The organism is Pseudomonas guineae (assembly GCF_900113745.1).
GTDB classification, from domain to species: domain Bacteria; phylum Pseudomonadota; class Gammaproteobacteria; order Pseudomonadales; family Pseudomonadaceae; genus Aquipseudomonas; species Aquipseudomonas guineae.
This window is the reverse complement of record NZ_FOQL01000005.1, coordinates 162,029-184,739: the sequence shown is the minus strand read 5'-3', so window position 1 is coordinate 184,739 and position 22,711 is coordinate 162,029. Positions and strand designations below refer to the sequence as shown.

Sequence of the window (22,711 nt, the reverse complement as noted above, 5' to 3'; positions counted from 1 at the left end):
GCGCTGCGTGGAAATAGCTAAAATGTGTTCAAGATCACGTATTTTTAGCTTGATGGCTATGTGCCATGTGCTCTAATGCGCGCCAAAATTCTGGTTTGAAATCTGCTTCAGATGAAGAGTGTGATGAAGGCCCAACAAATTAAAGGACGTGAGTTAATGAAAGGAAATCATCGCTGGCTATACACCCTCCCGCTGTTTGTGCTTGCGTTGTTAACGGGTTGTGCAACCGTCCAGCCGCCGGTGGCCATGGACCAAGTTTTTTGGACTGAAAAGCACGAAAGCATTGGCGTCATGGTTGCCGATCTGCCGGCGCCGACCGTTGTAATGATCGGCCAGCAGGGCTTGCTCGACTATGCGGTGAATAGCGCTGTTGCGTCGGGTTTGCGCAGTAAGGTTGAAACTTGGGACGCGAGCGGCTTCAACGAGTTGTCAGCTGTGGTGACTGAGCAACTGCGGAGTCACGGTTACAAGGTAAAGCAGATTCAAGAGACGCTCGATGCAGCGGAATTAATGCAACCTAAGAGTGGAAAAGTAGGCTTTTCTCCGGTTGACCTGCGGTCAATCAAAGCGAAGCACAACGTCGACAAGTTAGTGCTGTTCATCCCCACTGCGTTCGGCACAGTGCGCTCTTACTATAGCGTTGTGCCCACCAGTGATCCCATTGTCCAGGTAGGGGTAAACAGCTATGTGGTCGACCTTGATGACAACCGGTTTCTCTATTACCAGGGGCAGGTCGTCAATCGGGCTGCGGAAGGAGAATGGGACGAAGGGCCAGAGTATCCGAATCTAACCAATGCCTTCTATCAGGCACTGGATTCCGCTCAGCAATCTGCGCTTACCCCTTTCAAAACTCAGCAAGTTTCGACCAATACCCCGTGACTTTGCGCCTTGGCTGGCCGCGTTTAATGGTTTTTCCAGTCATTGCGGCCTGCACTAACGGCCCGCTGGAGCCAAAACTGTGCGACAGCCTTTCCGGCTCGATCCGCTCTCAGGGCTATCAGCTTGACATCAGCGTAGATGAGCAAGGGTGGCTGCGCAGCGAAGGTTCAAGAGATGGTGGTGTGTTTATCGAGAACGGTATTCAAGCTGCAACCCTCATGCACGGCACTTCTCAGGGCGCTGCCGGCCTAGGGCCTAGCGGCGCTGCTGGTATCATGATTGGCTCATTAATCGCCTCCAAGCTAGCCAGGTCGAATACGCGAAATGCTATGGAAAGTGAGGCTGAGGCGCGCATTACTCCGTTACGTTCAGCCCTTGATGGTCAGTGTTGGAGCGCTTGGTACAACAAGGCGATCGGGCAGGCTTTACTACACAATGGAGCGGCTGCTCGAGAAACTGGTGGTCTAGTGCTGAGTATCTCACCAGGTGTGCTCTTGTCTGCAGATGCACGCAGTATTCGGCTCATCAGCGAAATCCGCTTGATGCAAGGCCGAAAAGCGATATACCAAGGGCATGTCGAGGTGTTCAGCTCACCGCTGGACTGTGGCCAGGATTGCCTTGCCGAGTGGGCTCGTGGTGAGGGGCACGTCCTCAAGCGCGAACTGATAATAGTCATTTATGAAACCGTTCGTATTCTGCAGCGAGACTGGAGCACTCAGCATTTTTCAGCGGTCAGCAGCGCCGAGAAAACCTTACGTTATCAAGTAGGCGGTATGCGTTATGTTGAGCGTGGTCGAGTGCTCGAAGTTGATGAATCACGTCATCTTTTTCTGAGTTTGCGCGGGTGGTTGAAATCGTACCCAATTAGCGGAGAAAGCTCGCTTTAACTTAACAGTCAGGCTGCACCTGCGTGTCTACGAGCGAGTTATAGACAACGTAGGCATATCTTAAGATTTAGAGCTACTCACACTCACTAAAAGGCCCCCCGCAGGCTATCGCATGCGGGGGCTTTTTCTTGGCCGGGCAAAAAGTTGCTCACTGATCCAGGGTGTTTGACGGAATTTTCACAGGCTGGCTGGCATAAAGACGGCGGTCATTTAGGTGTCATGAGGTTTCTATGTCTGCAGTGCTGCAAGCGTCGCCGCGCAAAGGCGTGGATTGGGCCGGGTTAGGTTGGGCCTTTTTGTTCTTCTGGTATTTCTCTGGGGTTACCCAGTTATTGATTCAAGTGACTGGTACGGCTGGATTTTCCGGTTTTCGTCAGGCGTTTTTGGTCAGCGCGTTGTGGCTGGTGCCCTTGTTGCTGTGGCCTGCCCGCGCCCGACAGTTGGCGGCGGTGATTGGCGCACTGTTGTGGCTTTGCTCATTGGGCAGTTTTGGCTACTTCTTGGTCTATGGCCAGGAGTTCTCGCAGAGCGTGATTTTTATCATGTTCGAGTCGAACATCAATGAGAGCGCCGAATACCTGATCCAGTATTTTGCCTGGTGGATGCTGCTGGCATTTGCTGCCTATGCGTTAGGTGGGTGGCTGCTCTGGCGCAAGGTGCGTCCGGTCTACCTGTCACGTCCGGGTGCCTTTTTTGCCGCCGCTTTAGCGGTGTTTATCTCTGTGGGTTATCCGGCGCTACGTCAGTTCAGCAAGCACGACAGCTGGCAGGCAGGGTTGGATAACTTTGCTCAGCGCATTGAAGCGGCCACGCCTTGGCAGCTGGCAGTGGGCTACAAGAATTACAGCGAGCAACTGGCCAATATGCAGGTGCTGTTGGCCGAGAATGCCAGCATCGCGCCCTTGGCTAATCTGCAGGATGCCCATGCCGGGCAGCCGGCCACCCTGGTGCTGGTGATTGGTGAGTCAACCAACCGTCAACGCATGAGCCTGTATGGCTACCCGCGTCAGACCACGCCGGAGCTGGATGCCTTGCGTGATCAGTTGCAGGTGTTCGACAACGTGGTCACGCCGCGGCCCTACACCATCGAAGCCTTGCAGCAGGTGCTGACCTTTGCCGATCAGGAGCACCCGGAGCGCTATCTGACCACGCCCTCGGTGATCAACTTGATGAAGCAGGCCGGCTACAAGACATACTGGATCACCAACCAGCAGACCATGACCAAACGTAACACCATGCTCACGACTTTCTCTGAGCAGGCCGATGAGCAGTTCTATCTAAACAATAACCGCGAGCAGAATGCCCGCCAGTACGACGGTGATGTGCTGGACCCGTTCGCCAAGGTGTTGGCTGATGGCGCGCCGCGTAAATTTATCGTGGTGCATTTGCTCGGCACGCACATGAGCTATCAGTACCGCTACCCGCCTGAGTTTGAGCGCTTCACCGATCGCAGTGGTGCGCCGGATAACGTCACTGATGATCAACTGCCGACCTACAACAGCTACGACAATGCGGTGTTGTACAACGACCATGTGGTTGCCAGCCTGATCAAAAATTTGTCGGGTGCGCAGGCCAAAGGCATGTTGCTGTACCTGTCTGACCACGGTGAAGCGGTATTCGATGCGCCCAAGCCTGATGTGCTGGGGCGTAACGAGGCCGCGCCCACCAGCCCGATGTACACCGTGCCGTTCATTGTGTGGAACTCGCCGCAGTGGCAAGCGCAGCAAGCGCGTGACTTCAGCGCGGCGCTGTCACGGCCTTACAGCTCCTCGCACTTTATCCACACCTGGGCGGACTTGGCCGGGCTGCGTTTTGATGAGTATGACGCGCATAAAAGCTTGGTCAGTAATGACTTCCAAGCCATGCCGCTGCTGATCGGTAACCCTGCTCAGCCGAAGAGCTTGATCGACTTTAGTTTGATCAAGCCCAAGACCGGCGCTGGCGAGTTGGCTCAACGTGAGAAAGCTCAGCCGGCTAAGCTTTAACTGAGCTGGATATTCGCCAACTAAAAGCCCCCGTCAATCCAGGTTGACGGGGGCTTTTAGTTGGCAGGTAGTGAGTCAGATCCCGCTTTTGATCTTGCTCCATAGGCGCGTACGCACCCGGTCGACTTTCAGTGGCATGGCCTCTAGGGCGTAGAGGTTATCCATGGCTTCTTGTGGCGGGTACACCGTTGCATCGGCTCTAAGCTCTGGGTCGACGAGGCTATCGGCGGCACTGTTGCCGTTGGCGTACTGCACATGATTAGTGATCGGCGTGATGACCTCTGGCTGCAGCAGGTAGTTCATAAAAGAGTAAGCCGCCTCTTCATTGTTACTGTCGGCCGGCATGCTCACCATGTCGAACCAGATGGGTGTGCCTTCCTTGGGAATCACGTAGTTGATGGTGATGCCATTGTTTGCCTCAGCGGCGCGGTTACCGGCCTGCATGATGTCGCCAGAGAAACCCACGACCACGCAGATATTGCCATTGGCCAGGTCGCCGACGTATTTGGATGAGTGGAAGTAGCGTACGTTTTTACGCATTTCGAGCAGTAAGGCTTCGGCTTTTTTGTAGTCCTCAAGGTTTTTGCTGTGGTGCGGCAAACCGAGATAATGCAGGGCAATAGGCAGCATTTCTGGGCCATTATCGAGAATCGCCACGCCGCACTGGCTGAGCTTGGCCATGTGTTCGGGCTTGAAGATCAGGTCCCAGGAATCGAGAGGCACATCCTCGCCGAGGACTTCGCGCACTTGGTCGACGTTGTAGCCGATCCCAGTGCTGCCCCACAGGTAGGGAAAGCCGTACTGGTTGCCAGGGTCGTTGGTTTCCAAGGTTTTCATCAGGACTGGGTTGAGGTTGTTCCAGCCCGGTAAACGGCTCTTGTCGAGCTTCTTCAGTGCTCCGGCCTGGATCTGTCGAGCCATGAAATGGTTGGACGGGAACACCACGTCATAACCGGAGCGTCCGGCCATTAGCTTGGCATCTAGGGTTTCGTTGCTGTCGTAGACGTCGTACTGGCCGAGCATGCCAGTGCTTTGCTCGAATTGCTTGATGGTGTCTGGGGCGATGTAGTCAGTCCAGTTGTAGATGCGCACAGTTTCTGCGGCTTGGCTGACGCTGCTTAACAGCAGCAAGGGCAGTAGTTTCTTCAGCATGGGAGTACCTCATCGTTTTTGTCTGTGTTGTCGAAGTGGCAATTACACGTGAACGCTTCGGTCTGCGTTGGGCCGGGTTATTTCAGTAGTACGAAGCTTTTGCGCACGGTTTCTTCGATGTCCCATACGCCGAAGGTATTGGCTGGCAGCAACAGGGCATCGCCCGCCCGGATTTGCATGGGTTCGCCGTTGTCTGGGGTGAAGGTGCAGCGCCCAGCGATAATGTGGCAGAACTCCTGCTGGGCGATCTGCCGCCGCCAGCGGCCTGGTGTGCATTCCCAAATGCCAGCGGCCACGCCGTCAGCGTTTTCGATGCCGTGACTACGGGTAATGGCGATGGGCTCGCTGAGCGGGACGGCTACCGGATTGATATCCGTCAGAGGCAGTTGTGCAGTGTTTTTGAAATGTTCGATGGTCATAAAACTCTCCGGGGGTTAGCGCATGAATTTTTCCATGGTGGCGGCCATGGTGCCGGCCAGCTGACGTCTCCAGGGCGGGCTATGGGGGTTAGCCAGCACCCGATCCTCAAAGACGAAGCTCTGGATGATTGCGTTGTAGCCGAGCCAGCGCAGTGGCTCTGGCTCCCAGCGCGCAAGACGATTGAGTGGCTGGTCACCGAGTACCCAAGGTTGCGTGGTCAGCTCACTCTGCTTGCCGAGTATCAGGTCGGCCAAGGTGCGTCCGCCGAGATTGCTCGCGCCTACACCTTCGCCACCGTAACCGCCGGACAGGGCGATGCCGTTACGTCGATCCACCAGCATGTGTGGGCGAAAGCGGCGCGCCATGCCCAGGTTTCCGCCCCAGGCATGGCTGATGCGCACATCCTTGAGCTGTGGGAACAGTTCACTGAACAGGTAGCGGCGCAGGTCGCGTTCGTCTTCGCTGAGGTTGAAGTCAGTGCGTAAGCGTCCGCCGAAGCGATAGCCGCCGCGAGCACCGAAGACTAAGCGGTCGTCGACAGTGCGCTGGCCGTAAGTGACTTGCCGGCTGTTTTCACTAAAGGCCTGGCCGCGCTCAAGGCCGATGCCTGCCCACACGTCCGCCGGTAACGGTTCGGTGGCGACTAACAGGCTCTGCACGGGCAATTGATGTTTGTCTAAGGGCGGCAAGCTGGCGGCATAGCCTTCCACGGCGGGGACTACCCAGTCGGCGCGTACGCTGCCGTTTTGTGTGCGTACCTGACCGGTTTGCCAGTCGATAACCCGGCTCTGCTCATAGAGTTCGACGCCCATCGCTTCTACGCAGCGAGCCAGCCCACGCACCAACTTGGCAGGTTGGATGGTGGCGCAATGCGGCGTGTAAATCGCGCCGTAGGGGTTGGCCAGCCGTAACTGTTGGCTGAGATCAAACGGACTCAGCCATCGATAATCGGTTTCATCCAGGCCTAAGGCGCGCAACTCGGCTAAATGGCTGTGCAGGCTGCTGAGTTGCTCGGGGTAACGCGCGGCGCAGTAGAGTGCGCCGCCTTTGCGGTAATCGCAGGCGATTTGTTCGCGCTCAAGTACGCTGGCGACTTCATCGGGAATGCCGTGTAGCAGTGCGTAAGCCTGCTGCCGCGCTGCGCTGGGTTGTTCGGCGAGCAATCGGTCCTGGCCTAGCAGGTTGCCCATCAACCAGCCGCCATTGCGCCCGGAGGCGCCGAAGCCGGCAGTCTCACCTTCGAGGATGACAATGCGCAGATGCGGGGCCTGGCGTTTTAGGTAGTAGGCGGTCCACAGGCCTGTATAGCCGGCGCCGATGATTGCCACATCAGTGTGCAGGTGGTCGTTCAGCGCAGGTCTTGGGCTCAGCGGCTCGTCCAGCTGATCCATCCACAGGCTTAGGGAGCGCCATGGGCTCATTGTCGATCTCCGGCAGGTAGTTACTCTGCGCGGAGACTAGTGAAGCGCTTAGGGCTTGTCTTCTGTGCGTGCCCGCGAGGAAATTTGCTTGAGATAGGCCTTGGGCGACAGCCCAGTGTGGCGCCGAAAGCAGTTATAGAAGGCCGATAGCGAGTTGAACCCAGCAGCGAAGGCCAGGTCGTCGATGCGCTGCAGGTCGTTCTTGGCATTGATGCCATTGAGTAGGTGCTGCAAGCGCTTCTGATTGATATAGCGATAGAAGCTTTGCCCCAACACTTGGTTGAGTAGGTGAGAAATTTGATTGCGGCTATAGCCGGTGGCTGTGGCGACCTGCTGCAAATCGAGTTGCGGATCGAGGTAGGCCTGCTCACGCTGCATGTACTCTTCTAGGTCTTGCGCCAGTAAGCCCAGTTGGCGGGCGCTAAGGCCGAGACGGCTGAGCGCCGGGCGTGAATCACCGGCGGCATGCTGCTCGCGCTCTTCGCGCATAAGCGTGGCGTATTCATGGATACGCCAGATAAGGCCGTCACGTACGGTGATCGCTTCTCCAGTGCGAAACGCTAGCAAACCATTGCTGCCATGCAGGCTGGTACGGTACTGGATAAAAGCGGTATGGCCGTCGATGCGGATGCGGTCAGTGTGCTCCAGCGCCTCGCCGGGCTGGCGCGGCAAGTTGTTGCGTACGTATTCGCGCAGCTCGGTGAAGCCCATGCAGCGCTGCTGGAAGAAGTCGTTGTACTGGATATCCGGGTGATACAACGCCATCACCGCGTCGAGATCACGGTCTTTCCAGCTGTAGTGATAACGCATCACCGTTGCGCGGGTGCGTTCGGTTTGCTGGGCGTCATCAGCGACGTCGTGATTGTCCATGGCGGTCTCCACGGCAGGCGGCTTCAGCGTTATGCGTGGTTCAACCACCCGATGCTCTTAGCTTTTCGGCTTATAAGCACAGTAGCCTGGGCGCGGGCCGATTTTCGGGTGGTTGCGGCAGGTGTCCGGGCGCTTTTCGTAAATGGTACACAGGCGGGTCTTGCGGTCCAGGTAGTAGCAGTCGTTGTTGCTCATGCGGGTTATGGTGAACGTCCCCGACTTTTGGTGGAAACGCTCGACAAGACCTTCTTTCTGTAAGCGTTTAGCGATGTTCTTCGGTGGCTCGCTGCGCTCGAACTCGTCGACCACGCCAATACGGATCAGGTCGCCCAGGCGCACTTCGACCGGCAGGGTGCAGCAGCTGGACATGCAGCTGTGGCACATATCGGCGGTGTATTTGGCCCAGGTATCCAGGCGGTCGAGTTCGGCGGCGGCAATCAGGTTGTTTTTCATCGGGCTGGGCGTGCGTCGTTTGGGCGGCGGGCGATGATAGCGGGCCTGAAGTTTTTTTGAATGACAATCTGCCAGCTGGTTACATTTTGTCCGGCGCACTGGCGATTGTTGTCTGTGCTGTGATGCGTGCGGCATTCGTCTCTTTGGGTATGGTACGAGCAGCCTCGTATACTGCTGCGACTTTCTGGCCGATATTTGGCTGTGCGCCGTTCGGGTTATATCTGTTTAGGGATGCACTGCATGCAATGGATTTTCATGCTGGTTGGCCTGGTGCTCGGCGCGTTGGCGGATGAAACACTGACGGCTGCGCTGCTTGGCGCATTGCTTGGGCTGGGGCTCGGGCAGGCGCTTCAGCTGCGCGGTGCTGCGCTTGAGAACACCGCGCTAAAGGCTCAGCTCAAAGCCTTTGCCCTGCAGTTTGAACAGAACCGTGCAGCTGTATATGAACGCTTGCTGAAACTGGAGCAGCCCGCGCCCTCCGAGCCTCCCGCTGCGCCGCCGTCGGTCAGTCCTGCCGAGCCCGAGCCCACTGCCAGTGCGCCGATGGCTCATGTTGAGCTGGATTGGACGTTGGACTTCGTGCTGCCCGATCCACAGCTTGAGCCCGTTGTGGCAATGCCGGCAGCCTCAGAGCCGCTCGCTGAAACAACCGAGAAACCGCCGGCCTCACCTTGGAAGCCTGCCGCGCCGCGCCAACCCAGCCTGATTAAACGAGGGGTTGCGGCGGCAAAAAATTGGTTACTGGGAGGCAACACAGTACTGCGCATCGGCGTGGTGTTGCTGTTTCTCGGTTTGGCTTTCCTGCTGCGTTACGCCACCGAAGGTGTCGTGGTGCCGGTGGAGTTACGTTATGCCGGCGTGGCTGCCAGTGCGCTGGCGTTACTGGGGCTCGGCTGGTGGCTGCGCCTGCGTAACCCCAGCTACGCACTGATGCTGCAGGGCACCGGGATTGCCGTGCTGTACCTGACGGTGTTCGCCGCCATGCGCCTGCACCCGTTACTCGACCCGACTATGGCGCTGGGTTTACTGGTGCTGGTGACGCTTTTTTCGGCGATTCTGGCGGTCAAGCAAGATGCTCTGGGGTTGGCCGCTGCCGCTGCCTTGGGCGGTTTCGCTGCGCCGATTTTGACGTCTACCGGCAGTGGCAACCATGTGATGCTGTTCAGCTATTTCGCCTTGTTGAATATCGGCATCTTTACCATCGCGTGGTTCAAGGCCTGGCGTCTGCTCAATTTTATTGGCTTTGTCGGTACCTTCGGCATTGGCTTCGCTTGGGGCGTCCGCGCCTACACGCCAGATTTGTTGTGGAGTACTGAACCGTTCTTGCTGCTGTTCTTCCTGATGTATGTGGCCATCGGGCTGCTGTTCGCTCGGCGTAAGCTACGCGAGGCGGCGGATGCGCCAGAGGGGCGGGATGAGTTGCTACGCTGGGCGGCGCACAAAGGTGATTACATCGACGCTACCGTGCTGTTTGGTCCGCCGCTGGTGGGCTTCGGCCTGCAATTCGCGTTGGTGCAGCACATCGAGTTTGCCGCCGCGTTCAGCGCATTGGCGCTGGGGTTGTTCTACCTGCTGCTGGCGCGGCTGCTGGTTGGCCGTACGGGTGATCGTGCCGCGCTGCTGGTGGAAACCTGCCTGGCGCTGGGCGTGGTGTTCGGCAGCTTGGCGATTCCGCTCGGTTTGGATGCGCGCTTGACCTCAGCAGCCTGGGCGGTGGAAGGGGCGGGCATCTATTGGCTGGGCCTGCGTCAGCAGCGCGGCTTGGCGCGGGCGTTTGCTTTGCTGCTGCAGTTCGGCGCGGCGCTGGCGTTCGCCATTGGCCTGCAAGCGGGTCAACAAAGCCTGCTAGACGGCGCGCCATTGGGTGCGTTGATGCTTGGCGTGGCCTTACTGTTTAGCTATTGGCAATTGCGCCAGAACATCAGCGACGCCAGCAGTTGGGAGGTGCGTGGGTTGCCGCTGCTGGCCTGCGCGGGTCTGGCCTTCATTTATCTGATTGCACCATTGCTGTTTGCCGCCCAAGGCACGGCGATCAGCTGGGCCATTGCTGGCTTAGTAACCCTGTGGTTGGGTCTGCGCCTACAGGCACGCAGTTTCCTGTTTAGCGCCTTTGCCGTGCAGTTGCTCGGTGGCCTGATGTTTATGCTGGATATGGCTGGCAATGCAGCCGCTGGCGCGGGCGGCTTTTCCGCTGGTTGGCAGTGCTTGTTGACCTCATCGTTGATTGGCTTCGGGCTGATTGCCGGCATGCTCCTGGCTTCCCGTGATCCGCAGGTTGGTCAGGATCGTCGCCTGCTGCGCGGTTTGTCAGTGGTGCTGCTGGTCGGCTTGGTGTTTCTCAATCTGGCGGTGCTGTTCGTGTTGCCCTGGGCCACGGCCAGTGCGGTATGGGGCGGCAGCGGACTGCTGATTATCTGGCTGAGCTTGCACCTGCAGCAGCGCGCCAGCTTTATCTTCGGCCTGTTGTTGCAGGTATTGGCTGGGTTGGTGTTCTTGGCCGTGAGTCCGCTGCTGTTCGGCCAGCTGTCAGTAGAGGGCATTCGGCCTTTAGCCCATGTGGATTTCTGGACGCCGCTGGTGCTCGGGGTGGCGGCATTAATTGGCGCCTGGCGCTTGCAACAACTGGCGCGCCGCGAAGCCGTCAATGCTCTCGGTAATTTCAGCTTGTTGGGTTTGGCGCAACTGCTGCTGGTGTGGGGCGCGGCGTGGTGGGCGGTGGCGCTGAGCAGCGAAGTGCTGCGTTTTGTCGCTTCGCAATGGCAAGCCAGTGCGTTGCTCGCAGTGTTGGCAGCGAGCATGGCGCTGGCCGCATTCCTTGCCCCGCGCACGCGGTGGGCTGAACTAGCGTTGCTGTGCTGCCTACTGACCCCGTTAGCTGGCGTGGTGCTGCTGCATGCCTGGCACCTGGACTATCAGCCGTCAGCGCAGTTTGGTTGGTTGGCTTGGGCGCTGCTGTTTGTCGTGCACTTCTGGTCGCTGCGACGCTTGGCAGTTCAGCTGCCGGCGGGGGCGTTGAGCGTGGCGCATGTACTCGGCTGTTGGTTGCTACTGGGCGTGCTGGCGCTGGAACTGCGCTACCTGTTCTTGGCCCTCTCCGAGCAATACAACGCCTGGCGCTGGTTGGGTTGGGCGCTGCTGCCGAGTGCCTACTTGTGGCTGATGGCTCAGTGGCCGATGTTTCTGCAGCGGCGCTGGGCGTGGCCGTTAGCCGTGTGCCCGCGCGAATACCGCGTGTTGGCGGCGGCCCCGCTGGCAGTGTTGATGCTGGGCTGGTTTTGGCTGGCTAACGTCGCCAGTGCCGGCGGTGCCGACCCCCTGGCCTATTTACCGCTACTCAATCCACTGGAGTTGGGTTTGCTGTTTGCCCTTGGCGCGGTGTTCGCATGGGCGCGCACGGGGCTGGTTGAGCTGGGGGTGAGCGCGGTGCGTAGCCAGTGGCTGACGCAAGCGCTGGCGGGTGCTTCACTCTTCGCTTTGTTCACGGCCATGGTCATGCGCACCGCTCATCATTGGGGCGGGGTGCCTTATCAGTTGGATGCCTTGCTTGATTCAATGCTGGTGCAGGCGGGGTTGTCGATTATCTGGACGCTGATTGCCCTGCCGTTGATGGTGCTCGGCAACCGCCGTGGCCGACGCGAACTGTGGCTGATCGGTGCTGTGTTGATTGCACTGGTGGTGGCCAAGCTGTTCTTCGTAGAGCTGGGTAATCGCGGTGGCCTAGAGCGCATCGTGTCGTTTATTGGTGTGGGTGTATTGCTGTTGGTGGTGGGCTATTTCGCCCCCTTGCCCGCCCGCCCAGCGGATACGGATCAACCGCAGGAGCGAGCATGATGAGTCGTTTAACCCACGCTGCGCTGTGCACGGCGTTGACTGGAGTGCTGTTCAGTTCGTCGGGTATGGCCCAGGAGCGTTTAGCAGACTACAGCGTGCAACTGCCGCTGACGCTCACTGGTGAAGGCCCTTGGTATCGCCTCGATGTGCCGATGGCGCTGCACTTTGCCGCACGTTATGGCGACTTGCGCGACCTGCGCGTGTTCAATGCCGAAGGACAAGCGCTAGCGTATTCACTCGTGGCAGGGCAGGACGAGTCGCGCGGCAGTCAGCAAGAACAGGCGGTGAAGTGGTTCCCGCTGTATGCCGGGCAGGGCGACAGTGCGGGCACGCCCACTCTAAGGGTGCAGCGTAGCAGCGGCGGTACGTTGATTGAGCTACTCGATGAGTCAGGCGATGCGGCCAAGCCCTTACAGCGGCGCGGCTGGGTGCTGGATGCCAGCGCGCTCAAAGAACCGCTGGTGCGCCTGCAGCTGGACTGGGCGGGTAGTCATGACGGTTTTCAACGCTTCAGTATCGAGGCCAGTGATGACCTGCAAATCTGGCAGCCCTGGGGCAGTGGACAGCTGGCGCGCTTAGCGTTCGATGGCGAGCGTGTCGAGCAGCGTCAGGTCGAGTTGCCGGGGCGCAAGGCGCGCTACCTGCGCCTGCTCTGGCAGAGCCCGCAGCAAGCCCCACAACTGACAGCAGCGAGTTTGCGTAGCCAGCATAATGACCGCGTGCCGGCACCGCTGGTGTGGTCACAGCCATTGTCGGTAACACGCAGCGCGGACGGCCGCTATCAATGGCAGCTGCCATTGGCTTTACCGCTGGCGCGTCTGTCTGTCGAGCTGAATCAGGCTAATACGCTTGCGCCTGTCCGTGTCAGCGGGCGCAATGAAGGCCAGGGCAGTTGGCAGCCCTTGGCCCAAGGTTTGCTCTATCGACTGTCGGAAAGCGGTGCAGAGATTCGTCAGGATGAGTTGCCGCTGCCAGGCTGGAGCGTGCAACAGCTGCGCCTGCAGGTAGATGAGCGCGGTGGTGGTCTTGGCAGCGCGTCGCCGCAGATCAAGGTGGCGCTGCGTGCCACGCAGTTGGTGTTCCTCCAGCGCGGCAGACCGCCTTACCAGCTGGCGCTGGGGCGAGCGGGAGCCGAGTCGGCCGCTTTGCCGTTGACCACGTTGATACCGGGCTATCAGCCACAGCGCTTGCAACAGCTAGGTACGGCGAAAGCCCAGGCGCTGGCCGATAATCTTGCGCAGCAAGGGCAAGCGGTGGTTACCGATAGCAACTGGAAACGCTGGGGGTTGTGGTCGGTGCTGCTACTCGGGGTCGGCTTACTGGCGCTCATGGCGCTCAGCCTGTTACGCCGACCGAGCGCGGGATAGAGGCCTTGAGCAGAAATAAAGCCCAGCTACCTAATGGTTTTGCAGTATGGTTGGCTCTTCAATTATTCGGCGTTTGAGGTCAGGAAGGCCCTTGCGTATTTCAACTGCGGCCCGCCTTTGGGTCTCCCCCGCGTGTTTGCCTGGCTCGACTGGCAAGCACGTGCAGCTGTTCCCCCCGGTAGTACCCACGCGATGAATGCCTGCGGGAATTCCGGCTGGGCGCTGAGTGCGCCGGTGCTGCTGACTGCTGCGGTGTGTATCGGCGTTCTGTTACTGGCGCGCTGGGTTACGCGGCAGCGTTATTTTCCGGGGCGCGAGAGCTTTATCGTGCTGCATCTTGCCAGCTTCTGGTGGATGGTTGCTGCGAGTCTGGAAATGGCGGTGCAAGGCCCACAGTGCAAAGCGTTCTGGGCGAGCATGGCTTGGCCAGGAATTCTGATGACGCCGACCTTTTGGGCGGTATTTCTCTGGCAATACGTCAACAGCGTGCGCCAGCCGCTGCCGCTGCGCAGCACCCTGGGCTTGGCCGTGGTGCCGCTGCTGGTATGGTTGGTGGCCCTGAGCAACCCCTGGCATGGCTTATTCTACGGCGCCGGCACGGCACCGTTGAATGATCAACCAGGCGCGCCGATCCGTTATCAGCACGGGCCGCTGTTCTATGCAGCTGCCGTATATGTTTACCTGTTTATGACCTTCTGCATGGGCGTAGTGCTACGCGCGGCCATCGTCAGCTATGGGGTGCATCGCCGTCACTATCTGGCGTTCGTCGTTGTCACAGCGGTGCCCTGGATCGCCAATATCAGCTATGTGGTGTTCGGCTGGATGCTGTTCGGCTTCGATCCGACGCCCTTTAGTTTTGCCTTCACCTTAGTGGCGTTTACCTGGCTGATTGTTGGTGTGCGCCTGTTTGACCTGCTGCCAGTGGCCCGCCATCTACTGCTGGATGCGTTACTCGATCCGGTGCTGGTGGTGGATGCGCAATTGCGCGTGATTGAGGCCAACCCGGCAGCGTTGAAACTGGTTGGTCTGCGCAGCGGCTGGCAGGGGCGACAGTTGGTGGATTGGCCGATCCTCGGCGCGGATTTGCAACAGCTTTTGAGCCAGCCGGTGCAGGGTGAGCATGATCGGTTGCTGACCCTGGCCAGCTCGGCACGTTATTTCGAAGTACGCATCCGCGCCATCGAGCGGGTTACTCAGCGGGGCACGTTAACGCTGGGGCAAATGCTCTATTTGCGTGATGTCACTCAGCGTCATCTCAGCGAATTGAAACTGGCCGAGGCTCTGGCCCTGAGCGAGGAGCGTTTGCGCACCATCAGCCATCTGCATGAGCAACTGCAAGAGCAGGCACTCTGTGATCCGCTAACGGGTTTGTACAACCGCCGTTACCTAAATGAATTCTTTGCCCGCGAGCTAGCGGTGGCGCAGCGTGAGCGCTCGCCGATTTCTTTGGCGTTGATCGATCTGGACCATTTCAAACGGCTAAATGATGAGCACGGCCATCTCGAAGGCGACGATGTACTCAAGGGCGTCGCGCAGCACCTGCTGGAAAATCTGCGCAGCTCGGATGCGGTATTCCGCATCGGTGGTGAAGAGTTTCTGCTGATCCTGCCGCGTGCCGATGCTTCCGAGGCTCGCGCGCGGCTGGAAACCATCTGCCGGGAATTAGCGGCGCATCCGCTGCCGACCCGTGGTGGCGCGCGCTATGTGACTCTCTCCGCTGGCCTCGCGCTATGGCCCGAGCAAGGTCTGGTGCTGGATGAGTTGCTGCAGGTGGCTGATGCTGCGCTCTACCAGGCCAAGCATGAAGGGCGTAATCGGGTGTGCAGCCTGATCTGAGTGGCTGGGCGCTGTGCGGCGGAGCGCCTTCCATCCAGCGCTAAGGCACTTTGCCCGCTAAAGAGGTAAACTGCGCGCGATTTCATACCCTCCGGAGCCCTCCATGTCCCGCGTTACCCTAAGCCGCTACCTGATTGAACAAACCCGCAGCAACAATACTCCGGCGGATTTGCGGTTTCTTATCGAAGTAGTGGCCCGCGCCTGTAAGGAAATCAGCCATCAGGTATCCAAGGGTGCACTGGGCGGCGTGTTGGGCAGCATGGGCACTGAAAACGTGCAGGGCGAGGTGCAGAAAAAGCTCGATGTAATTTCCAACGAAATTCTGCTCGAAGCCAACGAGTGGGGCGGTCATCTGGCTGGTATGGCCTCCGAGGAGATGGACAACGCTTACCAGATCCCTGGCAAGTACCCGAAAGGTGCTTACCTGCTGGTATTCGATCCGCTGGACGGCTCCAGCAACATCGACGTTAACGTATCGGTAGGTACCATCTTCTCGGTGCTGCGCTGCCCGGATCGCAACGGTGCTGAGGGTGACCTGGGCGAGGAAGCCTTCCTCCAACCAGGTACCGAGCAGGTATGTGCCGGCTACGCGATCTACGGCCCGCAGACCATGCTGATGCTGACCCTCGGTGACGGCGTCAAGGGCTTCACCCTGGACCGCGAACTGGGCAGCTTTGTACTGACCCATGACGACATCAAGGTGCCGGAAGCGACCAAGGAATTCGCCATTAACATGTCCAACCAGCGCCACTGGGAAGCGCCGGTGCAGCGTTACGTCAGCGAACTGCTGGCGGGCGAGACTGGGCCGTTGGGTAAGAACTACAACATGCGTTGGGTCGCCGCGATGGTTGCCGATGTGCATCGCATCCTCACTCGTGGCGGCGTGTTTATGTACCCGCGTGACAGCCGCGACCCTGCAATGCCGGGCAAGCTGCGCCTGATGTATGAAGCCAATCCGATGGCGATGATCATCGAGCAGGCCGGCGGCGTGGCCACCAATGGCACCCAGCGTATTCTCGATATCCAGCCGACCTCCTTGCACCAGCGTGTAGCGGTCTTCCTCGGGTCCAAAGAAGAAGTGCTGCGCATCAGCGCTTACCACCGCGAATAAGCGATGCAGCCCTGGCAGCCGTTACTCGACTGGTGGTTCGGTGCGGCCGGCTGCGGTCCCGGCGTAACGGCTGGCGAAGTAGCCGCCAGCCGGCGCACGCTCTGGTTTGGTAAGCAGGACCACCAGGATGATCAGGCCCGCGAGCTGTTTGGCGGCCTGGTCGAGCAGGCGTTGGCTGGGCAGCTGCAAGGTTGGCCGGCGGAACCACAAGGCTGGCTGGCAAACCTGCTGCTGCTCGACCAGCTGCCACGCATGATTTATCGCGACACCCCGCGCGCCTTTGCCGGTGACGCGCTGGCATGTCCTCTCGCATTACATGGCCTGGCCTTGGCCTGGGATCCAGCGCGTGTTCGTCTACCTGGTGCTGGAGCATGCAGAAGATCTGGCGCTGCAAGATCAAGCCGTGCAGCTGTTTCATGCCCTACATGAACAGGCTGCGCCGGCAGAACGTGCGTTATTTGCCGGTTATCTGGACTATGCCGAGCGGCATCAGCAGGTGATTGCCCGCTTTGCCCGTTTCCCCCATCGCAATCAGATTCTCGGTCGGCCCTCCAGTGCTGAAGAATCTGCATTTCTGCTGGAACCTGGCTCGCGCTTCTAGCGTCCAAATAGGCAAGCTCGGTATTGCTATGCCAAGCTGGTCTTGGTCATTTCCTTAGGAGTTCCTCATGTCTCTGCGTGTCGTCGCACTACTCGCCGGCTGCCTGCTTTTGGCCGCCTGTAACAAGGTCAATCAGGATAATTACGCCCAGCTCAAGCCGGGTATGAGCAAGGTTGAGGTCGAAAACTTGCTGGGTAAGCCAGCCGAGTGTTCCGGTGCTCTCGGTATCTCCAGCTGCACCTGGGGTGATGAGCAGCGCTTTATCAGCGTGCAGTACGCGGGTGAGCAGGTCTTGCTGTTTTCCGGCAAGGGCCTGCAGTGATGCGCCTGCTAGCGGTGTTTGCCGCAGCGATAGCCTTGGTGGGGTGTGCGAACTCCGGTACGGGAACAGTGCCGCCGAAAACCGTGGAGCAGGTTGATCTGCAGCGTTATCAAGGTACGTGGTATGAACAGGCGCGCTTGCCGATGTTCTTTCAGCGTAACTGCGCACAGTCCGAGGCCATTTATAACGTACAAGAGGGTGGCACGCTTGGCGTGACCAACCGCTGCCGTACCTTTGATGGCGACGTGCAACAAGTGCAGGGCCAGGCCGTGGCTCAGGTGCCGGGCGAAACCAGCAAGCTCTGGGTGCGCTTCGACAACTGGGTCAGTACCTTGCTACCTGGCCTGACCAAGGGCGAGTACTGGGTGCTCTACCTAGATGATGACTACCACACAGCCCTAGTCGGCCACCCCAATCGCCAGTACCTCTGGTTGTTAACGCGTGATCAGACACTCAGCGCGCAAAGCCGGGCGACCCTGCTCGAAGAAGCGCGCAGTCGTGGTTATGACACCCGTGAGCTGATCTGGCGGCGCACGGACGCAGAGATGGCTCTGCAACGCTAAATATAAAGCCTGCCAGGCTTTTAGGTGGTTGGTCTTGCACTGGTTGATCGCTAGCGAGGTAGGGCAGAGTGTTGGTGCGCTTGGTGAGGCGTATCGCGACCCTATGCTCTTCAGCAGGCTGATTAGCTCTTCAGCCGCTTAAAGCCGGCGCTGAGCCGCTATTCCCAGTTCAAGCGTGCCACCTTCCACTCATCGCCTTCCAACCACCACTCCAGCTTCACGCTGAAGTGGTGCGCGCTATCGGGGATCAGGCTTTCGGCGCCGGTCAGGCCAATCTGGGCTTCTGTGTGGCCTTTATCGCGGTAGGTCGCGTCGAGGTAGCTGTGCTTGCTCAGGGCCAGCACCTTGATGTTCTTATGGCGCATAAACAGCAGCAACATGGTGCGCTGCGCCCAGTCGCGGTCGAGTTCTCATTGGGCCGAGAACTGTGGATGCAGTTGCTCGAGTACCGCGCTGTTTTTCTTCGTTTGCAGATTGTCCTGCAGTTGTTGTAAAGCGGCTTCTAGGGCTGCTTGTGGGTCATCCTTGCTGTCGCAGCCGGCGAGCAGAGTGCAAAGCATTAGGAGAGCGAGGGCGAATATCCGTATCGGCATGTTCAATTCCTGTTTCATGGTTATGATGCCTGGCAGAGCCTCAGGCGCCTGCGCCCACTGGTACCTCGCGCAAGGGCCAACGCTACGCATTAATTCAGGAGCATGCCATGCAGACCTTGTATCCGGAGATTAAACCCTACGCCCGTCATGAGCTGGCGGTGCAGGCACCGCATGTGCTGTATGCCGATGAAAGTGGTTCGCCGGGCGGTCTGCCCGTGGTGTTTATCCATGGCGGCCCTGGTGCCGGTTGTGATGCGGCCAGCCGCCGCTATTTCGATCCCAACCTGTACCGTATTGTGACCTTCGATCAGCGCGGTTGCGGGCGTTCCACCCCGCATGCCAGCCTGGAAAACAACAGCACTCAAGCGCTGATCGCTGACATGGAAGTGATCCGTGAGCAGCTGGGCATCGACAAGTGGGTTCTGTTCGGCGGCTCTTGGGGCTCGACCTTGGCACTGGCCTACGCGCAGGCGCATCCGCAACGCGTTCATGGGCTTATTCTGCGTGGCATCTTTCTTTGTCGCCCGCAGGAAATCAGCTGGTTTTATCAGGCGGGTGCCAGCCGCTTGTTCCCGGATTATTGGGAGGACTATGTCGCGCCGATTCCGCTGAGTGAGCGCGCTGACCTGGTACAGGCATTCTATAAACGCCTGACCGGCCCCGACCAAATTGCCCAGATGCATGCGGCCAAAGCCTGGTCGACCTGGGAAGGGCGTACTGCCACCCTACGGCCCAATCCACAGGTAGTGGATCGCTTTAGCGACAGCCATCGTGCGTTGTCGATTGCACGCATCGAATGCCATTACTTCGTCAACAACGCCTTCCTTGAACAAGATCAGCTGCTGCGTGACATGCCGAAGATCGCCCATCTGCCGGGGGTGATCGTGCATGGCCGCTATGACGTAATCTGCCCACTGGATAACGCTTGGGCCTTGCATCAGGTGTGGCCGAACAGCGAGTTGCAGATCATTCGTGATGCTGGCCATTCGGCCGCCGAACCAGGTATCACCGATGCCTTGGTGCGAGCTGCGGACGACATGGCCAGCCGTCTGCTTGACCTGACGCCGGACGAAGCATGAAAGCATTGATTCAGCGGGCACGTGGTGCCCGCGTCGAAGTGGCGGGCGAAGTGGTGGGTGCGATTGATCAGGGTCTGCTGGCATTGATCGGCGTTGAGCCGCATGACACGCCGAGCAGCGTCGAAAAAATCCTGCACAAACTGCTCAACTACCGAGTGTTCAGCGATGCCGCTGGCAAGATGAACCTGTCGCTCAGCGACATCGGAGGTGGGCTGTTGCTGGTTTCGCAGTTCACCCTGGCTGCCGACACTAAAAGCGGTCTGCGCCCAGGCTTTTCCAGTGCCGCACCGCCGGTACTGGGGGCTGAGTTGTTTGATCTGTTAGTGACACAAGCTCAGGCCAAGCACCCGCTGGTTGCCACCGGTCAGTTCGGTGCCGATATGCAGGTGCATCTGGTCAATGACGGGCCGGTGACTTTTCTGCTGGAAAGTTGAGCCTTCAGGAGCCGGGGCGCAGCTGCAGCTGCAGGTGAACCCAGCCAGCGACTGCAATCGAGGTACTAGAACAACCGCGACAAGAGCGCCGTGACCGCCGTTTCTACGCGCAGAATGCGTTCGCCCAGCTGCACAGGTTGCAGGCCAGCGTGTTGCAGCTTTTCCACTTCGTAGGGTATCCAGCCGCCTTCGGGGCCAATAGCCAGGGTGACGGGCTGCTCGACAGCCCGCGGGCAAAGCGTGTAATCACCGGGGTGGCCGGTTAGGCCGAGGGTGCCGGTCGCGATGCTGGGCAGGTGATCTTCGACAAAGGGTTTGAAGCGCTTCTCGATGATCACTTCCGGCAACACGGTATCACGGGCTTGTTCGAGGCCGAGAATCAACTGTTCGCGAATCGCCGCCGGCTCCAGAAACGGAGTTTGCCAGAAGCTTTTTTCCACGCGGTAGCTATTGAGAAAAATCACCCTGGGTACGCCCATGCTACTGACCGTTTGCAGCACGCGGCGCAGCATCTTCGGCCGCGGCAGGGCCAGCAGCAGAGTGAGTGGCAGTTTGCTCGGTGGCGGCTGGTCGAGCTGCACCGACAGCTCGGCGTGCTCGGCATCCAGGCGCAGTAGTTGGCCGCTGCCCATCAGGCCGTTCAGGCGGCCAACCCGCAGGCTGTCGCCGACTTCGGCGCGGTGCACGTCTATCAGGTGTTTAAGGCGGCGGCCGCTCAACAACACACGATCAGCGGCGATAAAGTCGCCGTCTTCGAGCAGCAGCAGGTTCACGGTTGTGCGGCAGGCGGTTGATCGTTGGGCGCGTCTTCGCTTTCGGTTTCGTCTGTCTCATCCTGTTCAGCGCGACGCTTGACCAGACTGCCGCAGAGCAAGCCGGCCTCAAACAGCATCCACATGGGCAGCGCTAGCAGGGTCTGCGAAAACACATCGGGCGGGGTTAGTACCATGCCGACCACAAAACAGCCCACCACCACGTACGGACGGCTTTTGCGCAGGGTGGCGACATCGACCACGCCGACCCAGATCAGCAGGAAGGTGGCAATCGGGATCTCGAACGCAACACCGAAGGCAAAGAACAGGGTGAGCACGAAGTCTAGGTACTGACCGATGTCGGTCATCATCGCCACGCCTTCCGGGGTCACGCTGGCAAAGAAGCCGAACATGATCGGGAATACCACGAAGTAGGCGAAGGCCATGCCGCCGTAGAACAGCAAGATGCTGGAAATCAGCAGCGGTACGGCAATGCGCTTCTCGTGCTTGTACAGCCCTGGTGCGATAAAGCCCCAGATCTGGTGCAGGATGATCGGGATGGCCAGGAATAGAGCGACCATCATCGTCAGTTTAAACGGCGTGAGGAAGGGCGAGGCCACGCCGGTGGCGATCATCGTTGCGCCTTCCGGCAGGTAAGCGCGCAGCGGTGCAGCGACCAGCGCGTAGATGTCCTGAGAAAAATAGAATAGTCCGGCAAACAGCAGGAGTACTGCTCCGACAATACGCAGCAGGCGGGTACGCAGCTCAGTCAGGTGGGAGACTAGGGGCATTTCCTGGTCGCTGTCCGTTAGTCGGCTCATGGCTGCTGGTTTTTATCCTGGCTGCGGGTGTCGGTTGCGGGAGGTGTTTCGCCTAGGCTACTAAGCGGTGCATTGAGCTTCTGCTTGGCCGCATTCATTTCACGTTCAAGGTCGAGAATCTGCTCGTTATGCAGCTGACGGCGAATTTCGTCCGCGCCAATCTCGCGCTCCACTTCAGCCTTGATTGCACTGAAGCTACGCTTGATCCGGCCAATCCATAAGCCTGCTGTGCGCACCGCACCGGGCAGGCGATCAGGGCCCAATACCAGCAGGGCGACGATGCCGACCAGCAGCAGCTCGGTAAAGCCAATATCGAACATGGCTTAGTCTTTTTTCGCCGGCTCTTCGACCTTGCGCGCCTGGGCGTCAATGGTCTGGCCTTTAGGTTCTTCTACTGAAGGCTTGTCGTCTTCGTTGCCCATGGATTTTTTGAAGCCCTTGATCGCATCACCAAGATCGGAGCCCAGGCCCTTGAGGCGCTTGGTGCCGAACAGCATGACCACGATCAGGAGAACGATCACCAGTTGCCAGATGCTAATGCCACCGAATCCCATAACGCGTACTCCGTAGTAAGTGAATGATCAGTTGTTTGGGCGAGCAGCTTTTTCCGCATGTCCGGACAGGCCAAAGCGGCGATCCAGCTCGTCCAGTACCGCTTGTGGGTGCTGGCCTAGGGCGGCAAGCATGACCATGCTGTGGAACCACAGATCGGCGGTTTCATAGATCACATCGCTGCAGTCGCCGCTGACTGCGGCGTCTTTGGCGGCGAGAATGGTTTCTACCGACTCTTCGCCGACCTTTTCCAGAATTTTGTTCAGGCCTTTGTGGTAAAGGCTGGCGACATAGGAACTGTCGGCTGCGGCGCCTTTGCGCGACTCCAGTACGTCGGCCAGGCGGCTAAGGGTGTCAGTCATGCGAATGTCCTGCGTTATAGATGTCGTGCGGGTCTTTGATCACCGCCTCGACGGTTTTCCAACTGCCGTTGTCGAATACCCGGTAGAAGCAGCTCTCACGACCGGTATGGCAGGCAATGCCACCTATTTGCTCGACCTTCATGATGATCACGTCGGCATCGCAGTCCAGACGTAGCTCGTGCAGCTTCTGCACATGACCGGACTCTTCACCTTTGCGCCAGAGCTTGCCGCGCGAGCGTGACCAGTAGATGGCACGTTGTTCGGCAGCGGTCAGCGCCAGGGCTTCGCGGTTCATCCAGGCCATCATCAGCACACGGCCAGTTTTATGGTCCTGGGCGATTGCCGGCACCAAGCCGTCGCTGTTCCAGTTAATTTCGTCGAGCCAGTCAGTCATCGCTATATCCGCCCGTAACGGGCTGC

At 59.0% G+C, this 22,711-nt stretch carries 22 protein-coding genes and 2 pseudogenes; 12 read left to right on the top strand and 12 right to left on the bottom strand.

Features of this window, described 5'->3' with window-relative positions; genetic code table 11:
• Positions 1-123 precede the first annotated feature (123 nt).
• The 3 genes from BMZ32_RS17160 to cptA all read left to right on the top strand — a co-directional run bounded on the left by BMZ32_RS17160 (position 124) and on the right by cptA (position 3,751).
• A complete protein-coding gene (locus BMZ32_RS17160) occupies positions 124-879 on the top strand; it encodes a hypothetical protein (protein ID WP_090244240.1) in 756 nt (251 codons plus the stop codon).
• A complete protein-coding gene (locus tag BMZ32_RS17155; protein ID WP_090244238.1) occupies positions 876-1,766 on the top strand; it encodes a hypothetical protein in 891 nt (296 codons plus the stop codon). The genes BMZ32_RS17160 and BMZ32_RS17155 overlap by 4 nt, the downstream gene beginning before the upstream one ends.
• Before the next feature lie 230 nt (positions 1,767-1,996).
• A complete protein-coding gene (gene cptA, locus BMZ32_RS17150; RefSeq protein ID WP_090244236.1) occupies positions 1,997-3,751 on the top strand; it encodes a phosphoethanolamine transferase CptA in 1,755 nt (584 codons plus the stop codon).
• Positions 3,752-3,826: 75 nt separating this feature from the next.
• Here the strand turns inward: cptA and BMZ32_RS17145 are convergent, their stop codons facing one another.
• The 5 genes from BMZ32_RS17145 to BMZ32_RS17125 form a co-directional block, all read right to left on the bottom strand.
• Complete coding sequence (locus tag BMZ32_RS17145; protein ID WP_090244234.1) at positions 3,827-4,903, bottom strand: polyamine ABC transporter substrate-binding protein; 1,077 nt, start codon at positions 4,901-4,903, stop codon at positions 3,827-3,829.
• Positions 4,904-4,980: 77 nt separating this feature from the next.
• Complete coding sequence (locus tag BMZ32_RS17140; protein ID WP_090244232.1) at positions 4,981-5,322, bottom strand: cupin domain-containing protein; 342 nt, start codon at positions 5,320-5,322, stop codon at positions 4,981-4,983.
• 15 nt (positions 5,323-5,337) lie between these two features.
• Positions 5,338-6,744 (bottom strand): NAD(P)/FAD-dependent oxidoreductase, encoded by a 1,407-nt coding sequence (locus BMZ32_RS17135; RefSeq protein ID WP_090244230.1) that lies wholly within the window; start codon positions 6,742-6,744, stop codon positions 5,338-5,340.
• Between the two features lie 48 nt (positions 6,745-6,792).
• A complete protein-coding gene (locus tag BMZ32_RS17130) occupies positions 6,793-7,614 on the bottom strand; it encodes a helix-turn-helix domain-containing protein (RefSeq protein WP_090244228.1) in 822 nt (273 codons plus the stop codon).
• 57 nt (positions 7,615-7,671) lie between these two features.
• Positions 7,672-8,067, bottom strand: a complete 396-nt coding sequence (locus BMZ32_RS17125) for a YkgJ family cysteine cluster protein (protein ID WP_090244227.1) — start codon at positions 8,065-8,067, stop codon at positions 7,672-7,674.
• A 240-nt stretch (positions 8,068-8,307) separates the two neighbouring features.
• Here BMZ32_RS17125 and BMZ32_RS17120 point away from each other — a divergent pair, with 240 nt between their 5' ends.
• From BMZ32_RS17120 to BMZ32_RS17090, 7 genes and pseudogenes are all read left to right on the top strand, one after another.
• Positions 8,308-11,898, top strand: coding sequence for a DUF2339 domain-containing protein (locus tag BMZ32_RS17120; protein ID WP_090244225.1), 3,591 nt, complete (start codon positions 8,308-8,310; stop codon positions 11,896-11,898).
• Positions 11,898-13,265, top strand: a complete 1,368-nt coding sequence (locus BMZ32_RS17115) for a DUF3999 domain-containing protein (protein ID WP_090244223.1) — start codon at positions 11,898-11,900, stop codon at positions 13,263-13,265. The genes BMZ32_RS17120 and BMZ32_RS17115 overlap by 1 nt, the downstream gene beginning before the upstream one ends.
• Before the next feature lie 192 nt (positions 13,266-13,457).
• Complete coding sequence (locus BMZ32_RS17110; protein WP_090244328.1) at positions 13,458-15,101, top strand: histidine kinase N-terminal 7TM domain-containing diguanylate cyclase; 1,644 nt, start codon at positions 13,458-13,460, stop codon at positions 15,099-15,101.
• A gap of 103 nt (positions 15,102-15,204) precedes the next feature.
• Positions 15,205-16,212, top strand: a complete 1,008-nt coding sequence (locus BMZ32_RS17105) for a class 1 fructose-bisphosphatase (protein ID WP_090244221.1) — start codon at positions 15,205-15,207, stop codon at positions 16,210-16,212.
• A gap of 3 nt (positions 16,213-16,215) precedes the next feature.
• Positions 16,216-16,813 (top strand): annotated as a pseudogene (locus BMZ32_RS17100) (DUF924 family protein).
• Positions 16,814-16,880: 67 nt separating this feature from the next.
• A complete protein-coding gene (gene bamE / locus BMZ32_RS17095) occupies positions 16,881-17,135 on the top strand; it encodes an outer membrane protein assembly factor BamE domain-containing protein (protein ID WP_090244220.1) in 255 nt (84 codons plus the stop codon).
• On the top strand, positions 17,135-17,698 hold the full coding sequence (locus tag BMZ32_RS17090) for a lipocalin family protein (RefSeq protein WP_090244215.1): 564 nt from the start codon (positions 17,135-17,137) through the stop codon (positions 17,696-17,698). Before bamE ends, BMZ32_RS17090 begins: the two co-directional genes overlap by 1 nt.
• Positions 17,699-17,856: 158 nt before the next feature.
• Here BMZ32_RS17090 and BMZ32_RS17085 read toward each other — a convergent pair.
• Positions 17,857-18,291 (bottom strand): annotated as a pseudogene (locus tag BMZ32_RS17085) (hypothetical protein).
• A gap of 107 nt (positions 18,292-18,398) precedes the next feature.
• On the opposite strand from BMZ32_RS17085, the gene pip reads away from it, so the two are divergent.
• Together pip and dtd are read left to right on the top strand one after the other, a co-directional pair.
• Positions 18,399-19,370: a prolyl aminopeptidase gene (gene pip, locus BMZ32_RS17080; RefSeq protein ID WP_090244213.1), complete on the top strand. Its 972-nt coding sequence runs from the start codon at positions 18,399-18,401 to the stop codon at positions 19,368-19,370.
• Positions 19,367-19,804 (top strand): D-aminoacyl-tRNA deacylase, encoded by a 438-nt coding sequence (gene dtd / locus BMZ32_RS17075; RefSeq protein ID WP_090244211.1) that lies wholly within the window; start codon positions 19,367-19,369, stop codon positions 19,802-19,804. The genes pip and dtd overlap by 4 nt, the downstream gene beginning before the upstream one ends.
• A 65-nt stretch (positions 19,805-19,869) precedes the next feature.
• Here dtd and BMZ32_RS17070 read toward each other — a convergent pair whose 3' ends face one another.
• Genes BMZ32_RS17070 through hisI form a run of 6 tightly spaced genes read right to left on the bottom strand, consistent with a single transcriptional unit; the run spans position 19,870 to position 22,685 of the window.
• Positions 19,870-20,577 carry a 16S rRNA (uracil(1498)-N(3))-methyltransferase gene (locus BMZ32_RS17070; RefSeq protein WP_090244209.1) on the bottom strand — a complete coding sequence of 236 codons (708 nt, stop codon included), beginning with the start codon at positions 20,575-20,577 and terminating at the stop codon, positions 19,870-19,872.
• The gene (tatC, locus tag BMZ32_RS17065) at positions 20,574-21,377 is read right to left on the bottom strand and encodes a twin-arginine translocase subunit TatC (protein ID WP_090244208.1); all 804 of its coding nucleotides are present in this window, start codon (positions 21,375-21,377) and stop codon (positions 20,574-20,576) included. The genes BMZ32_RS17070 and tatC overlap by 4 nt, the downstream gene beginning before the upstream one ends.
• The gene (tatB, locus tag BMZ32_RS17060) at positions 21,374-21,697 is read right to left on the bottom strand and encodes a Sec-independent protein translocase protein TatB (protein WP_090244207.1); all 324 of its coding nucleotides are present in this window, start codon (positions 21,695-21,697) and stop codon (positions 21,374-21,376) included. The genes tatC and tatB overlap by 4 nt, the downstream gene beginning before the upstream one ends.
• Positions 21,698-21,700: 3 nt before the next feature.
• Positions 21,701-21,931 carry a twin-arginine translocase TatA/TatE family subunit gene (gene tatA, locus BMZ32_RS17055; protein WP_090244205.1) on the bottom strand — a complete coding sequence of 77 codons (231 nt, stop codon included), beginning with the start codon at positions 21,929-21,931 and terminating at the stop codon, positions 21,701-21,703.
• A gap of 27 nt (positions 21,932-21,958) precedes the next feature.
• Positions 21,959-22,291, bottom strand: coding sequence for a phosphoribosyl-ATP diphosphatase (locus tag BMZ32_RS17050; protein ID WP_090244203.1), 333 nt, complete (start codon positions 22,289-22,291; stop codon positions 21,959-21,961).
• A complete protein-coding gene (gene hisI / locus BMZ32_RS17045) occupies positions 22,284-22,685 on the bottom strand; it encodes a phosphoribosyl-AMP cyclohydrolase (protein WP_090244201.1) in 402 nt (133 codons plus the stop codon). The genes BMZ32_RS17050 and hisI overlap by 8 nt, the downstream gene beginning before the upstream one ends.
• Positions 22,686-22,711: the final 26 nt, after the last annotated feature.

What these genes read in the sequence shown, in the direction of transcription:
- BMZ32_RS17160 (WP_090244240.1), top strand. Translation starts at nt 124, where the DNA reads ATGAAGGCCCAACAAATTAAAGGACGTGAGTTAATGAAAGGAAATCAT.
- cptA (WP_090244236.1), top strand. Translation starts at nt 1,997, where the DNA reads ATGTCTGCAGTGCTGCAAGCGTCGCCGCGCAAAGGCGTGGATTGGGCC.
- BMZ32_RS17145 (WP_090244234.1), bottom strand. Translation starts at nt 4,903, where the DNA reads ATGCTGAAGAAACTACTGCCCTTGCTGCTGTTAAGCAGCGTCAGCCAA.
- BMZ32_RS17140 (WP_090244232.1), bottom strand. Translation starts at nt 5,322, where the DNA reads ATGACCATCGAACATTTCAAAAACACTGCACAACTGCCTCTGACGGAT.
- BMZ32_RS17135 (WP_090244230.1), bottom strand. Translation starts at nt 6,744, where the DNA reads ATGAGCCCATGGCGCTCCCTAAGCCTGTGGATGGATCAGCTGGACGAG.
- BMZ32_RS17130 (WP_090244228.1), bottom strand. Translation starts at nt 7,614, where the DNA reads ATGGACAATCACGACGTCGCTGATGACGCCCAGCAAACCGAACGCACC.
- BMZ32_RS17125 (WP_090244227.1), bottom strand. Translation starts at nt 8,067, where the DNA reads ATGAAAAACAACCTGATTGCCGCCGCCGAACTCGACCGCCTGGATACC.
- BMZ32_RS17120 (WP_090244225.1), top strand. Translation starts at nt 8,308, where the DNA reads ATGCAATGGATTTTCATGCTGGTTGGCCTGGTGCTCGGCGCGTTGGCG.
- BMZ32_RS17115 (WP_090244223.1), top strand. Translation starts at nt 11,898, where the DNA reads ATGAGTCGTTTAACCCACGCTGCGCTGTGCACGGCGTTGACTGGAGTG.
- BMZ32_RS17110 (WP_090244328.1), top strand. Translation starts at nt 13,458, where the DNA reads ATGAATGCCTGCGGGAATTCCGGCTGGGCGCTGAGTGCGCCGGTGCTG.
- BMZ32_RS17105 (WP_090244221.1), top strand. Translation starts at nt 15,205, where the DNA reads ATGTCCCGCGTTACCCTAAGCCGCTACCTGATTGAACAAACCCGCAGC.
- bamE (WP_090244220.1), top strand. Translation starts at nt 16,881, where the DNA reads ATGTCTCTGCGTGTCGTCGCACTACTCGCCGGCTGCCTGCTTTTGGCC.
- BMZ32_RS17090 (WP_090244215.1), top strand. Translation starts at nt 17,135, where the DNA reads ATGCGCCTGCTAGCGGTGTTTGCCGCAGCGATAGCCTTGGTGGGGTGT.
- pip (WP_090244213.1), top strand. Translation starts at nt 18,399, where the DNA reads ATGCAGACCTTGTATCCGGAGATTAAACCCTACGCCCGTCATGAGCTG.
- dtd (WP_090244211.1), top strand. Translation starts at nt 19,367, where the DNA reads ATGAAAGCATTGATTCAGCGGGCACGTGGTGCCCGCGTCGAAGTGGCG.
- tatC (WP_090244208.1), bottom strand. Translation starts at nt 21,377, where the DNA reads ATGAGCCGACTAACGGACAGCGACCAGGAAATGCCCCTAGTCTCCCAC.
- tatB (WP_090244207.1), bottom strand. Translation starts at nt 21,697, where the DNA reads ATGTTCGATATTGGCTTTACCGAGCTGCTGCTGGTCGGCATCGTCGCC.
- tatA (WP_090244205.1), bottom strand. Translation starts at nt 21,931, where the DNA reads ATGGGATTCGGTGGCATTAGCATCTGGCAACTGGTGATCGTTCTCCTG.
- BMZ32_RS17050 (WP_090244203.1), bottom strand. Translation starts at nt 22,291, where the DNA reads ATGACTGACACCCTTAGCCGCCTGGCCGACGTACTGGAGTCGCGCAAA.
- hisI (WP_090244201.1), bottom strand. Translation starts at nt 22,685, where the DNA reads ATGACTGACTGGCTCGACGAAATTAACTGGAACAGCGACGGCTTGGTG.